We start from the raw sequence: 14,634 nt of genomic DNA, 5'->3' as shown, positions 1-14,634 counted from the left end.
TCTGCGTCGTGGGGACTGCTACTTCTTGGTGGTACGGCGGCCACGCGTGGCGGCGGCAGGACGCCAGGCCCGCAGGTCATCGTCCGTCAGACCGTGCTTGCCCTGTTCCATCTGGCGGTCACCACGGAAGAACGCGGCCTTGGAGGAGCCGAAGGTCGCGTCGAACTCGTCGTGCCACTGGTCCAGCCATGGCTGGAGCTCCAGCAGGCCGGCCAGGAACGGCGTCGCTTCCTCCGCGGTCAGTGCCTCGTTGGCGGCGATGTACGTGTCGAGGGCATACGCCTGCTCCGCGTGGTCCCAGCCGGCCCAGCCGTACAGCTCCGGGCTGGGGGCGTTGGTCTGGCCGTAGGAGATGAAGCGCTCCTTGGGCACGTCGAGTTTGCCGCGGGCCCGCCAGTAGGAGGGGCGCAGGAAGTCGGCCGAGGTGTACTTCGGTGGCACGGGGATGCTGTCCCGGATCTTCCGCTTGGCAGGCTCGTCCGGGGCGGCGTCCTCCTGCCGCTGGAGGTCCCAGACATGCTCCCAGTCCGCGCGCTTCTTGAGCCCGAAGGGCTTGTAGCGCAGGGCGGCGAGGAACGGTACGTGCTCGTCGGCCATCAGCTCGGCGACGACGGCGGGCAGTTCCTTGCGCGGGGCGTAGGTCTTGGCGACGGAGACGAAGTCCTCGTCGCGGGACAGGTTGTCCGTGAGCCGGGAGAGGGTGACGAGGGCGGGCATGCCGTTCTCATCGAACCAGTGCGAGCGGTCCTCGATCCGGTCCAGCAGCCAGGCGCGCAGAGCCTTCTCCTGGAGCGCGTCCCAGCCCTCGGTGGCCCAGCGGCGCTTGTACTCGGGCCGCTCGATCATGCCGATGGCGCGGCTCGACTCGATGGCATCGATCCGCTTCTGGACGACCTCCCGGTAGGCGGCAGGCCAGTGGGAGGGGATCTCGGTGATGGGCGTGGACCCGTGCCGCTTGAACCACTCGTCGCTGGCCTCACCTGCAGCGACGCGGCGCGCGAGCACGATCTCGAAGGCGCGCTCGCCGAGGGCGAGTTCGGGGATGTCGGGGGAGTCGGGGTCTTCGGAGGCGCGGAGGTCTTCGGGGTGCAGGTTGTATAGAGAGTAGACCTGCCAGTCCAGTTCCTCCTGGAGTGCGATCATCCTGGCTCGGGCTCTCGTGTAGTAGCCATGCGACTCACGCAGGCCAGCACTAGTTGGTACTTCCACTGCTCCTAGCGAGGACGGGCAGGTGAATTGAAGATTCTCGGAGAGCTCAGCAAGGCGGCCACCCACTTTTGTAGGGAGGTGAGCAGGGAGTGGAAATTCGGCCAGGTTGCTACTGTTGAACTCGTAGAATTTTTCCCATTCCTCGCTAGCGATTCCCCCGCCGATCCCGCCGTGCCCTTTGTCGTGACATACTTGCTTTAGCCAGAAGCAGGACGTCGAGCTGTTAAGGAGAGCTAGTAGTTTGATCAGCGATTCCGGGTCAATGGAATTCTTTGGTTCAAGCATCAGGGTGGAGTGTTGAAAAACGTCGCGCGGACGGCTGAGGGCGAAGTGGTTGTGGGTTGCGACGAATGCGACAACGAGTGCGGGTTGAGTTTTGTAGCGTGACTTGAAGAACATGGAATACTCGAACCATGCGAGACCGCGGTCAGTCTGCTTCTTGCCGAATGCTGTCCGTTCGCGTAGAACGCGCTTCGCCGGCCACAATACTCTTTCTACGGGAGTGGGTGCAACGGCTTTGAGATTCTCTTCCGAATACGGCCACAGGCCCTGTGTTGGGTCGACGATGGCATAATCTCGCAGCGTGGTTCCCTCTACGAGGGCGCGTTGCTGTCCGCGTGGAATGCGATGGCGTCGCAGAAATCCTGACCCCAGGAGGAACGCGCTGTCTTCGCGCGTTACCGCACTTGCTCCGATGTGGGCAACAATGTGAGAGAGGGGTGCATCGCTACTGGCCTCGATCTGTTGAATCAGCTCACGGCCGCCAGCTGTGAGGATCCAAGGGTGCGTGGCGAAATGTTGACCCCGGTCAAGATCGTCAACGGCCACCCATTGATTCGTTTGTGTTTCATCGATCTGGGTGAGAATTGACTGCCAGACGAGACCTTCGTGCGCGCGCGCTGGAACTGTTGGCTCGCCGCGCACGCTCCGAACTGTGCGAATGGTCGAGGATCTTGTTTTGCCGCTGCGTCGTCGTCCGATTAGGATCACAGTCGGAGTTCCATGTCCAGGGATATGGGCCCCTGATGTGTCGATAACCTCTGTCAGTTCTACTTCGTGCCCGAAGAACGTTTCGATCAGTCCTGTGCCGAACTCGCGTTTCATGAACGAGTTTGCTGTAATCTGCCCTACTGTGCCGTACCCGTAACCGCTCTGAGCATCGCCTGCGACTGCAAGCTCGAAGAACCGCTGGGCAAACGGAACTGACAGTGCGTAGCTTCCCGAGCATGCGTCATACAGACCTCGATAGAGCTCGTTGAGCCTCTTGTCCTTCACTGTGATGTACGGCGGATTGCCGACCACCACGTGGTAGCGCCCCTGCTTCAGGATGTCGGGGTGTTCGTGGATGTCTTCCGTCTCGTACTTGAACTCGGCCAGTTCGTCCGAGTCCTCCGATCCGTCGCCATCAAAGAGACTCTCCTGCTTGTGGCGGTGCTTGATCAGGGAGTCGCCCACCGCCAGGTGGATCGGCCACTCGTACCGCGCGGCCTCCGCCAACGTCCGGACCCCACTCGCCGCCATTGCCGCCACCAGCAGTCGGAAGCGGGCGATGGCCACCGCGAACGGGTTCAGGTCGACGCCGTGGACCGAATCAAGGGCCGCCGCGACCCGCTCATGCAGGTCCTTGGCCGGCTGGCCATCCGCCCACAGGCGGACCAGGCGTCGGAACGCGCCCAGGACGAAGTGGCCTGACCCGCACGTGGGGTCGATCATCTTCAGGCCGTCGTAGCCGAACTCGCGGACCGCCGGGTTCATCGTCCGGTCGAGGATGAACTCCTCCACGAACTCCGGCGTCTGGAGCAGCGCGTACGTCTTCCGTGCGGCCTCGCTCAGGTCCTGGTACAGGTCGCCGAGGAACCGGGTGTCCCAGCCCTTCGTGCCGTCGCCGTCCTCCTCCAGCGGGTCCGTGAAGTCGTGGATCAGGACGCCCGACTCGTCGCGGGTACGCCAGAAGTCCACCAGGTCGCTGGCGCCGTCGTGGGACAGCGGGATCTGGTAAAGCGGGTTGTGGCGGCGGTTGAAGAGGAGGCGGCCCGCCTGACCGGCGCCAAGTTCCTCGAAGGCGTGCTCCAGCCAGCCTCGGTACGTCGGGTCCGCGGACGTGGCCACGTACTCCTCGTACTTGGCCAGGGCCAGGTCGCGGCGATCCGTCCCCGGGGCCGTCAGGTACGGCTCCGGGATCAGGCCGTTGTCCTCGCAGAAGCGGACGAAGACAGTGCCGAGCACCCAGGCCACGGCGACCTGGGTGACCCGCTCGTCCAGCCAGGAGTTCCAGGTCGCCGCCGTGCGGCCCAGCTTGCGGGCGCGGTCGTACTCGGCCTTCAGCCTCGCGCCGACCTCCTCGACGGCCTTGACCTGTTTCGTCAGATCGGCCTCGGCCGCTGTGACCTGCTTCTTCAGATCGTCCAACAGGGCCTTGCGGTCGATCACTTGGCGTCTCCCTCGGTTGAAGCAGTGGCGTCGGCTGCCTGCCGGTGCCGGTCCTGGACCCATGAGTCCGGAAGTTCGATCCATTCGCCCAGGCCCACTTGGTAGGCCACGGCCACCTGTCCCAGCCTCGGCTCCCGCGCCGGGTCGCCCTGCGGAACGAGGAGCCACAGACCGCGCCCGCCCTGCCGGGCGGCCTCGGCCAGCCGGTCCAGGACCCCCATCGCGTCGTACCGGGCGAAGACCGATGCGTCCGTGAGGAGGACCGGGCCCGAGCCGGCGGCGGGGGCGAGGAGGTCCCGGACGCGCGGCTCGACCGCGCCCCACGCCGTCCGCGCGTACTCGGCGAACTTGAGCGCCCCGCGCGACCCCGCCTCCGCCGCGTCCGCCTTGAGCAGGGTGTCCCACGTCGGTTTGGTGCCGGGCGGGACCAGGGCGTGCAGGGCGTCCAGGAACAGCTCGGTCACCGAGACCGCTGCCGCGCCCATACGGTTTTCCAGGGCCCGGACGGCAGCCGGGGAGCTGCCGTGGTGCACGGTCAGGACCCGGTAGCCGTCCTTGCGGGCGGAGACGCGCAGCCGTTCGTCCGCGCGGGCGGCGCCCGCCAGCAGCGGGTCGTCCGCGTAGCGGATGGCGGCGCCCATGTCCGTGGCGCGTGGGCCGGAGCCGGAGGTGAGGTAGCTGGTGATGCTGTCCATGCGGGTGGGCAGGTAGCGCAGCGTTTTCGTGCCCTCGCGGGTGGACAGGGTGAGGTCGAAGCCGGCGTCCCGCAGTGCCTTGGTGAGGGGTCCGCCGGTCGGCAGGTCGTGGGTGAGAGTGCCCCGCGCGTCCTGGACGACCAGTTCGGGGAAGCGGGCCCGTACACGCTCGTGGATGTCCTCCGCCCGGATGCCGGGCTGGCGACCCTCCGGCATGCCCGGGGTGAGGCGGACCAGGCCGGCCTGGGTGAGGCGCAGGGCCCGTACGAACGCCAGGTCGCGGGGGTAGATCTCCAGGCGCGGGGTGGCCGCCGCGTTCGCCGAGGCGGCGGCGGCCAGCTCGACCAGGCGGCGCTCGTCCCAGTCGATGGTGCCCGGCGGGACGGTGAGCGCGGCCAGCTCGCCGAGGACGGTCGCCGCCGTCGGAAGGGTGTCCAGGCGGGCCAGCCGGTCCGCGGTACGGCCCAGCCGGGAGGCGTAGTCCAGCAGGCCGGGGGCGGTCGGGGTGTCCGGGCCGTCGCCCTCGCGGACGTCCAGGGCCAGCAGGCCCGCGCCCAGGGAGTCCTCCGTCGCCTTGCGGTTCGGCTGGTGCTGGAACTCGGCCTCCTCCGGGTCGAGTTGTTCGACCTCCACCACAGCGCGGACCGCGGCGAGCGCCAGCGCGCGCCGCTGCTCCCGTTCGGCGAGCTGGGTGCCGCGGCGCACCGCCAGCGCGTCCGCGACCTCGACGGCGGAGGCGACCCGGCCGAGCCCTTCCAGCAGGCCGATGATCTCCTCACGGAGCGCCTGCACCGCCGGGTGTTTCTTCCAGCGCTTGCGCTCCTCCTTCAGCATCTGCGGGATGCGTCCGGCAGACAGGCCGAGCGACTCCGCCACGTCCTTCTGCTTCGGCCACACTCCGATGGGAGGCAGCTCACCCCGCTCGTCGGGCAGGCGCAGCAGCAGCCGCACCATCTCGATCTTGTTGGCGTTCGAGCGGTTGTTGTTCAGCTCCGGTACGAGGAGTGTGGCGAGGGTGTCCAGGGTCACCGACCGGAGGGCCTTGCCCGACAGGCCGCCCGCGCCTTCGCCCGTCGCGAGTCCGCCCAGTACGGCTGATTCCGCAGCGGTGAGCCGGGCCAGCTCCTCCTTGGCCTCCGCCCGGCCGCGCGGGCTGAGCGGGGACAGCGGCTCCTCGCGCAGCAGGTTGCCCCACTCGCGCTGGCGGCGCTGCACTTCGGTGCGGGTCTTGGCGCCCAGGCCGGGCGCGTTGAGGAGCTTGACGCGGCTGTAGTCGAGCAGGCCGCCGACCGTGGTGATGTCCAGCCCGTAGAGGAAGGACTCGGCGGCCGGGGTCAGGCCGGCGGCCGAGAGGTGGGTGTCCCGGGTGACCTCGGCGGCCAGCCGGTCGCGCTGCTCGTCGGCGGTCAGGGAATCGGCCCGCGCGATGGCCGGGGCGCCGGCCTCGGGGGTCTGCGGGGCGGTCGCCGGCTCGGGGTGGCGGGAGCGGTGGCTGGACGGGACGGACTGCGAGGCGTCCAGGAAGATCTTCTTCCAGGCGTCCCGCATCGGCTTGAGGTCCGGGAACCGCTTGGCCGTGTCCCGGGCCAGGGCCTTGCGGAAGAAGGCCACCAGGCCGTCGCGGACCGCGGGCTCGAAGGCGTCGGCCGCGATCAGCGGGTACGGGAACTCCTTCGGGTCGGTCATCCGGGGCGGGAGGGAGCCGTCCCCCCACTTCGGCAGCTCGCGGGAGGCCATCTCGTGCAGGGTGACGGCGACCGCGTACCGCTCGGCGTGCGAGTCGTACGCCGTGCGCGTGAGGGTCCCGATGAACGGGTCGAGGTAGCCCTCGGTACCCGCTTCGTGTTCCGTCGCCGGATAGCCGGCGAGCGAGAAGTCGATCAGCACGAGTTCGCGGGTGCGGTTCGGGCGGATCCGGATGGCGATGTTGTCCGGCTTGATGTCCCGGTGCCAGACCCCCTCGCCCTCCAGGAAGTCGACGGCGCCGAACAGGTAGTCGCCGTACGCCTCCAGCTGGTCCATGGGCAGGCGCCCGCGGTCGCGGAGCTGGCGGGCCACGGTCTCCTCGCGGCGGCGGGTACGGCTGCCGGACTCGTCCGTGCCGTCCGGGTCCGCCGCACGCTCGTCGCCCACGTACTCCAGGGCGAGAACCGTACGGCCGCCGATCTTCAGGGGCTTTGGCTCGACGAGCCGGATCACCCGGGAGTCGGCGCGGAGCCGGCCCATGATCTCGGCTTCGCGTTCCAGGACCGCGCCACGGCTGTCGGACTGGGCCACCTTGAGGACCGCCAGGGAGCGGGGATGGCGCGGATCGGCCTCACGGTCGCGGACGAGGAAGGCCCGGCTGGTGGAGCCGGTGCCCAGCCGGCGCCGGACCTCCCAGCGGCCGGCGAGCAGGTCCCCGGCCACGGCCTCCAGCGGGTCCTTCTCGGGGGCCGCGGCGGCGGTGTCGGAGCTGTCCGCGCTGTCGGCGGGGTCCTGGACGGCGGCCGCGGCATCGGCGGACGGCGCGGTGAGGGCGTCCTCGACCAGCTCCAGCATCTCCAGGAACTCGTCCACCGTGGACAGCCGCTGGGCGGGCCGGTAGGCGGTGGCGGCCTGGACCAGGTCGTCGATGTCCTCCGACAGGCCGTCCACCAGCGAGCTGGGCCGCAGCCCTTCGCCCGCTTCGAGTCGCGCGAGCAGTTCGGCCTGGCTGGCGGCCGGGGGCCTACCCGTGACGAGCAGGTAGGTGAGGACCCCGAGACCGTAGACGTCCAGGTAGACCGGGTCGGCGCTGAGGGCGGTCAGCTCGGGTGCGAAGTACGGGTCCGAGCTCTCCGACAGGTGCATGGCGGACAGCGCGGTGGGCGCGAGCCGGGTGGCGCCCGGGGTGGCGCCGCTGGTGCCGCTGCTCTGGGTCGCGATCTGCCAGTCGGAGATCTGCAGGCGCGGGGCGAGCCACGCGGCCTCCTCGCCGACCGTCCGGCCCTCACGGCCCCGGCTGCGCGGGATCACATGGATGGAGCGGGCGGCCAGCGCCCGGTGGAAGATGCGTCGGGAGTGGGCGGAGCGCATCGTCTCGGCGAGCTGCCGGACCAGCGACATCCTGGCCAGGATGTCCAGCTTGTCGCCGTACTGGAGGAGGTACTCGTCCAGGCGCAGGGTCTGCCGGTCGTAGTCGAACACGACGACGGGCCCGGCGGAGTGCTCGGACGGGTAGTACTGCCGGTACTGGACGACGCCGGGGTGTCGGAACCGCTGGAGAACGGCGGCCTCCCGGCGGGCGGCGTTGTCCACCGACTGCCGCAGCGCCGCGGAGGAACCGCGTTCCCGGAGGTAGATGCGGACCCGGGCGGTCTCGGGCAGCTCGCTGTGCTGGGCGTTGTAGTCCGCCCAGGTCGGCCCCGCGTCGAAGGCCTTGCGCTCCAGCTCGTACGGGCCCACTTTGTACTCGGCGTCGCTGCGGCGGATGCCGACCCGCTCCAGCGCGGCCTTGATCTCGCGGGAGTCGACGGCGGTGATCCGGTGGCGCTCGTCCCGCGGCGGCTGCTTCAGCATGGCGAGCAGCTCGGGAAGGGTGTAGATCCCGTTCTGGTCGTGGGCGGGCAGCCGGACCCGCAGCGAGCCGTCCGTGAAACAGACCGCCTCGGCCACCCAGACCCGCTTGCCGTGCTGCCCGAGCAGCCCGGCCAGTTCCTTCGCCTTCTTGTTGACCAGGTGCAGCGGGTTGCCGTGCGGCTCCCGGCGGCCGTTGGGCTTGATCTGCACCCAGGTGCCGCTCTCGCTGGTGACCGTGCCGCGCCAGTTCTTCAGCTCGATCATGCAGGCGCCGCCCGGGGCGACGACGAGCAGGTCCACTTCGCGGACATGACCGGTGTTCGCGGTGAAAGTGAAGTTGGACCAGGCCCGCCAGGGGTCGGAGTCGGGCAACTGCTCCCGGATGGCGTCCAGGGCGCGGCGCTCATGGTCGAATTCGGACTCGGTGACCGTGGTCCAGCGGCCTTCCCGCATGCGCCGTTCCTGCCTTCTCCGTCACCGCACCGTCTGTGATCTCCGCCCGCTGCGTCCTGGGCTGCCGGACCGGGCGGAAACTCCGAGAATCCTAACGGCAGGGAGTGACGGCCGGACCTGATCAGAGAGAAAAGGAGCAGGTCCCCGGTGTGCGGTGACTGAGCACGGACGGGAGAGGTGTCAGCGGCCGGCCCGCAGGTGGATGTCCTGGGTCCAGGCGTTGGAGCGGCCAGACGGGGTGGTCTTGCACGCGGTGGCGTAGCAGCGCCAGAACCAGTTGCCGTTCTTCCGCCGCCGGATCTCGATCTCCGCACCCTGGCACCGTCCGCACTTCGGCGGGCGGGCGAAGGTCTCCGCGTGCTCGTGCGCGAGCAGCTTGCGGGCGAAGTACGCGCCGCGCATCGCGACCATTACCTCCCGGGTCCAGCTCTGGGACAGGGCGTTCAGGCTGCCGAGCAGGACGGTCCGTTCGTCGAAGACCGCGATCTTCTGGTGCATGACGTTCATCGGGATCACTGTGTGGACCACGGCGCGCAGGTCCGCGATCAGCGCCTGGCTCGCGGGCTTGCGCTGCAACTGGTCCGTGTCGTCACGGATGAAGACGGTGATCTGCACGCCCCGGTCGGCGGCGGCAGCCAGGGCGGGCAGCAGGGAGCGGAGCCGTTTCGCGACCCACGGCGCCCAGAGCCACAGCGAGTGGTGTGCTCGGTGGATCTCCTCGGTGAAGGTGTCGTAGAAGGTCGTCTCGTCGTGGACGTCGGTCACCTCCACGTGTCGGCCCAACACCTCCGCCAGGGCCGTGCCGAACTCGCCGCGGAACGGGACCGGGGCCTTCGGCGGGGCGATCAGGTGCTTGGCCTTAAGGACCCGGACGCCCGGGGATCCGATCAGCGCGGCGAGTCGGGCCAGGGCCGTTCCGGGCTTGGCGTTCCTGACGCGGGCCCCGCCGGCGACGACGTACAGCCGGGCCTTCGTCCGGGTCACCGCCACGTTGAACAGGCGGACGCCGTTGCGGTGCCAGGCGTCGGCCCCCGGTTGTCGGTGGGCGAGGGCCATCCACAGCTCTCGGCTGTCCCCACTGCCCTCCACCGTGTCGAAGACGACGACGTCGAACTCCCGGCCCTGGAACCGGTGGGCCGTACCGACCTCCGCGAGCGGGCGCCCCGCGCCTTCGACGTCGCGCAGTGCCTCCAGGGTGGCCTCGGCCTGGACACCGTACGGCGTGACGATGCCGGCTTCTTCACCCTGTTCGCGGTGGAGTTCCGCCAGGGCCCGGGCGATGAGGGAGCCGGCCGGCCACCACCCCTTGCGGCTGCCGGTCAGGTGGGCGCGGGCCAGCTCGTGCAGGCCGTCGGTGTCGATGAGGACGATCTCGGGGTCGTTGTCCGGCCGCTCCCGCAGCACCTGGGGGCCGCCCGTGAGGACACCGCCGTACGCGAGGTCGTTGGCCAGTCGCATCACGGCGGGGCCGAAACGGTGCTGTTCGGTGAGCGTGACGCAGGACGGGTGCGCCTGGGCGTCGGCGGGTTCATGGATGCCGCAGTGCTGGAAGACGTCCGGGTGCAGCCACCGCTTGATGTCGGGTCGGTCGTTGTTGCCGAGGGCCGGCGGGATCACCGGCCCCAGCTGCATGAAGTCCCCGAGCAGGACGGCCGCCCGGTCTGCTTTTCCGGTGGCGAGCAGGACCTCGGGGAGGGTCGCGGCACGCGCCTCGTCGACGAGGACCACGTCGTACGGCCCCTCGAGGACCGTTCGGTTGGTGCGGAACCGGGCCAGCGTGGTGGCGACCAGCTTGGCGGACTTGATGATCTCGCCCTGGGCGTTGCGGGCCAGCCGTTCGTACTCCTCCTGCGCCTGCTGGTACTGCTTCTCCAGCTCCGGGCGGCGGGTGCGGTCGGCGGCCACGGCGGGACGCAGCCGTTCGGCCCGGTCGTGCTGGGCCGGCCAGCCCCGTCCGGCGGCGTGTTCGGTCAGGTCATGGGCCTGCCGGGTGCGGGCGGCGGTCTCGGAGGCCCGGATCGCCTCCTGTTCGAGGGCGACCGCCCGTTGCTGCGCCTGCTCGCTCTCGGCCACGAGGGATGCGGCGTCGGCTTCGAGCCGGGCGATCTGGTCCCGGGTGAGGGGGACGGTCTCGGCCAGTGCGTTGATGCGTGCACCGATGCGGGCGATGTGCGCGGTCGCGGTGCCGCGGGCCTCCTGGGAAGCCTCGGTGGCGGCCCGCCGGGCGTCCGCCAGTTCGTCCTGGAGGGCGGCGATCGTGTCGCGCTGCCGCCACCTGCCGACGGCGCCCTTCGCCTCGAGGTCCTTCAGCCTCAGTTCCAGGGCGCGGCGGTGGTCGTCCGCGAGCAGGGCGTCGACCTCGCTGTTCCCGGCCGCTTCCCGAACCCGGGTGATCTCCTCCGAGAGGTCGTCGACTTCGCGCCACCGGTCCTTCGCGGCGTCGGCGGCCTTCTGACGTGCGTGCGCCGTCCCGATGGCGTTCGCGAGGTGGTCCAGGCGCTGGACCGCCTGGCCGAGCCGCTGCTCCGCCTCCGTCACCCGGGCCTGGGTCGCTGCCACGTCCTGTCCGGGCGTCCGTATGAGCTTCAGCGCCGCGAAGTACGACGGGGCGTCGAATCCCGTGAGGCTGCTTTCCAACACTGCCAACTGCCCTGCCCGGTCCCCAATCGCGACGAGTTCGGCCTCGAGTGCCGCGCGCCGGGCCGCTGCCTCTGTCAGCCGGGAACCATCAAGGGCAGGGAGACGGAAGGGTCCTCGGCCACCTCGCGCAGGTGCGGCGGTCCCACCCGGACGATGTCCCCGGACCCGTGACGCTTCTCCCGCACCACCCCCAGCAGGGCGTTGTCCACGGCGATATTGGTCGCCGACACCAGCAGCACGCGCCGGCCCTGGGCGATCAGGTCCCCGATGGCACGCTTGAGGACGGTGGTCTTCCCCGTGCCCGGAGGCCCCCACACCAGGTGCACGCCCTCGCCGAGGCAGGCCCGGTAGGCGTCCGCCTGGGCGGGATGGAAGCCCGGCGGGTCGACGGCGTGGGCCGAGGAGCCGCCGATCGCGGCGGTCGCGAGAGCAGTGGCGAGGGGATGCTCGCCCAGTCCCGCGATGCCGTCACGCAAGGCCTCGATCAGGAAGGTGGGCGGCTGCTTGAGCATCCACAGGTGTGGGTCGGCGATCTCGGTGAAGTCCGGTACCCGCACCGTGAGCAGGGAGCCGTTCTGCGCGGTCTCGGAGACGGCGAAGCCTTTGGTCTCGATGCCGTCATCGTCCGGTCCGGCCAGCCTCAAGGAGTCCAGCTGTTCCGGTCCGATGTCGGAGCCCCGTAGATCCACCACGTATCGACCGGGCTCACCGCTCCGGGTGGCCCTGCCGACACGCTGCCAGCGTGGCTGCCTGCCGACGCCGCCCTCGACGGCGATTCACTCGCCGAGCGCCGAGGCGATCTCCTCGCGCCATCCCACCTACCGTCCCCCGATCTGCCCGGTACGGTCGCCGGCCCCTACTGCGCCGCACCCTACCCACCTGGTGGTTGTTACATACAGTGAACGCCAGATGGCAGGTTGACTCAACGCGGTCGGAAGCCGACCAGTCGGTGGGATCCGGCCAATTGCTGTCCTTGACTCACGGTGCGCGCTGTGCGGGAGAACGGCCTGCGATGCCGTCAGCGTCACCGGGCCCGGAAGCGCCCGGCGCGCACTGGCCCCTTAGCCCCATGCGGGCAGCCCCGGACACCGCGCCTCACGGTCGACGAGGCCAGGACCACCCCGGAACAGGCAGCGCTCCGGCTGCCATAGCTTCAGACGCGGATGAGAGGAGGGCGGATGCGCGCGAATCGTTACGACCAATGCGTGCTCGTGCTGATCGAGGTACGGGGCGGGCAGCGTGACTGGGACCGGGCGGAGGGGGAGTTCGAAGGGCAGGGCTGGCCCGTTGTCAGCTCGTTCGGTCGCGGTGACGGAGCGTCAGCCGGGGTGTTGAGGGCGGACTCGTCGTCCCGGCTGTTCTCCGTCGAGGTGCGGTTCTTCGGAGCCCGCAACCGTCGTACCGGGCGGGCCGCGGGCTGGCGTGTGGAAAGTCTTGCGCGCGCCACCGGGCTGGAGATGTACGCACGGCGGTGTGACCCGATGGACCGGGACCGGGAGCAGCTAACCACCTGGCAAGCGCACACACTGGCGCACCGACCGCCGCGCGTGCCCGTACCGGGTCAGCGGACGCCGCTGGTGAGGCTGCGTCGCGCTGCCGTGCTCGCGGGCGCACGATTCACGGAGAGGTGCGGCCACCACGACACCGGCATGGTGGTCACGGGCACGGCGTCGGTAGCCCGCCGACTCTCCCGTATGGACCGGCTGAGTGGTTCCGCCCCCGAAGCCGTCACCGACGTGCGGTCGCCTTCCGGCCGGGAGCGCGGCCACATCGTGCCGCGCCGCGCGGAGGACCTTCGCCGCAGGACGAACCGCCTCGTGGCCTGGCTGCTGAGCATGGTCTTCTGTGCGGTGGTCGCCCGGCAGGCGAGTGGTGTACGGACGTGGATCTGGGCGGGCGCGGCGGTGGTGTGCTTCCTGGCGGGAGCCTGGCTGGCACGCGGCATGTTCGCGTCCGGAGGCCGTGCGTGGAGCCTCGTGCTGTGGAGTGCGGTGGCGGCCCTCCTTCTGGCCGCGGCTCTCGGCGCGGACCTGGGGGACAGCCGGGGCTGGACCCCGGTACAGATGCTGACGGTCTTCGTGGTCCTGACGACAGCCTGGGGGATCTGGCTTCTGGTCCGTCAATGGACATGGACCGACTGGATCACCTGCGTGGCGCCCCTTGCCTTCGCCGTCGTCGCGTCCGCCGTAGTGTCGTCCGGATCGGTGCTGCACGCGATGTACGCGGACACCCTCGACCTGACGCCCGAGGACCTCGATGTGCCCGCAATCTGGCAGGCTGTCTCGGCGGTGAAACTGCTGAGTCTGTTCGGCTTCGCCCTGTTCGTGCCAGCCTTGTGGGGCATCGCGAAACACGTACACGCGCCGTTCGTCAGTCCCATCGAGCGGCTTAACGTCCTTCTGTACGTGGCAGCCCAGGCAGCTGCGGCGGTCCTGTGCCTGCTGGGGGCGCTGGACTCGGTGGGTGATGCGGTGAAGGGCCTCCGTGCGGCGGCGGTCCGGCAGGCGGAGCTGCCCTCTTACTTCGGGGTGGAGCCGGAATGGATGTGCGTGGAACCGACTGTCCCCGCGGCGAAGCTCAGCAGCCAGGGCGGTGTCCTGAACCCCGGGCGCCCGTATGTCTCTTTCGGGGAGGCCGGGGGGACCATCTCGCTGTGGGACGAGCCGGCGGGCAAGGCAGTCCAGGTGCCGGCCGAGCAAGTACGCCTTGTACCGGCGGCCGACGGGAGGGTCCGGTGCACCTTCTCGTACGAGAGCCTTCCGAAGGGGGACTGAGCCTTGCCGGGGCCGTTCGCGGAGTTCCGCGAAGTTGGTCCCGTCCTCGGTCTCCCAGAGGCTCCTTTCGCTGACCCGTAGCCCGTGAGGGCGGTGGCTGACATCGTCACGTGCTTGCACATCTGTTGATTGACGCGCGTCCGGGCCAAGGGCATCTACGACGTCCGACACGCGGCCCGGTCGGGGACCGCACGACTGCGTTCCGCGTCGCGGATCAGCCGAGTGCTTTCGTTCCTGTCGTCCGCTCCGTCCGCTGCGGGACAATGACCGCGATGAGCTCGTTGGGGCGCTTCGCCGGGCGGCGGAGTCCTGGCAGGAGTTCGAGCACTGACCGGTTTCCCCGATGGCGCGGGCGCCGAATGGCGCGCGAGGCCTGGGCATCGGCCGGGTTGCTGCGAGACGAGCTGTCCTCGACCGTCCTCACCCTGAACCTGCGCGGCACTCCCGTCCTGGACTGGGCGGCCGACGCGGGCGAACCATGCGTCCTGACCCTGCGGCAGCTCATCCGCAACCCTCCCGGCATCTCCGCCCCATCGATCCGGATCTGCGAGAACCCGACCGTGCTAGCGGCGGCGGCCGATGTCCACGGCGACTTCGGCTGGGGAGGCTTGCGCATCGCCTCCGCGCAGCTGCGCCGCGTCCCGTGGCTGCCCTGGAGCTATAAGACGGCTGACTACCGTGCCGCGGCCCTCACCGTTCGGGGCGGCCCACCTCTGACCGGACGACCGGCCGAAGCCCCCTGGGATCCGTTTCTGCCCGACGCACTTGAGGAACTGGGCGTCCGCATCGAGGAGGAGACAGTCCTTGACGCACTGCTGTCCGACCTGGCCCGATGACAGTGCGGACGGTGGTCAGGCAGCCAGGCCGTGACGCTCATCTCACGCTCGCCCACC

5 protein-coding genes and 1 pseudogene are annotated in these 14,634 nt (G+C 69.8%); 2 read left to right on the top strand and 4 right to left on the bottom strand.

Annotated features, from left to right (window positions below; all coding sequences use genetic code 11):
- Nucleotides 1-18: 18 nt before the first annotated feature.
- The 4 genes from pglX to ACIBAD_RS14225 form a co-directional block, all read right to left on the bottom strand.
- On the bottom strand, nucleotides 19-3,639 hold the full coding sequence (gene pglX / locus ACIBAD_RS14240; protein ID WP_398906704.1) for a BREX-2 system adenine-specific DNA-methyltransferase PglX: 3,621 nt from the start codon (nucleotides 3,637-3,639) through the stop codon (nucleotides 19-21).
- On the bottom strand, nucleotides 3,636-8,327 hold the full coding sequence (gene pglW / locus ACIBAD_RS14235) for a BREX system serine/threonine kinase PglW (protein ID WP_398906702.1): 4,692 nt from the start codon (nucleotides 8,325-8,327) through the stop codon (nucleotides 3,636-3,638). Before pglW ends, pglX begins: the two co-directional genes overlap by 4 nt.
- Before the next feature lie 180 nt (nucleotides 8,328-8,507).
- A complete protein-coding gene (locus ACIBAD_RS14230) occupies nucleotides 8,508-10,967 on the bottom strand; it encodes an AAA domain-containing protein (protein ID WP_398906700.1) in 2,460 nt (819 codons plus the stop codon).
- A 74-nt stretch (nucleotides 10,968-11,041) separates the two neighbouring features.
- A complete protein-coding gene (locus tag ACIBAD_RS14225) occupies nucleotides 11,042-11,659 on the bottom strand; it encodes an AAA domain-containing protein (protein WP_398906698.1) in 618 nt (205 codons plus the stop codon).
- 789 nt (nucleotides 11,660-12,448) lie between these two features.
- Between ACIBAD_RS14225 and ACIBAD_RS14220 the strand changes: the two genes are divergently transcribed.
- Nucleotides 12,449-13,741, top strand: coding sequence for an NnrS multi-domain protein (locus ACIBAD_RS14220; RefSeq protein WP_398906696.1), 1,293 nt, complete (start codon nucleotides 12,449-12,451; stop codon nucleotides 13,739-13,741).
- Between the two features lie 306 nt (nucleotides 13,742-14,047).
- A pseudogene (locus ACIBAD_RS14215) lies at nucleotides 14,048-14,577 on the top strand (DUF2399 domain-containing protein); the annotation flags it as partial.
- Nucleotides 14,578-14,634: the final 57 nt, after the last annotated feature.

Source organism: Streptomyces sp. NPDC051109, from assembly GCF_044455885.1.
Classification (GTDB): Bacteria; Actinomycetota; Actinomycetes; order Streptomycetales; family Streptomycetaceae; genus Streptomyces.
The sequence above is the reverse complement of the archived record's forward strand: the minus strand, read 5'-3'. Positions and strand labels throughout refer to the sequence as shown.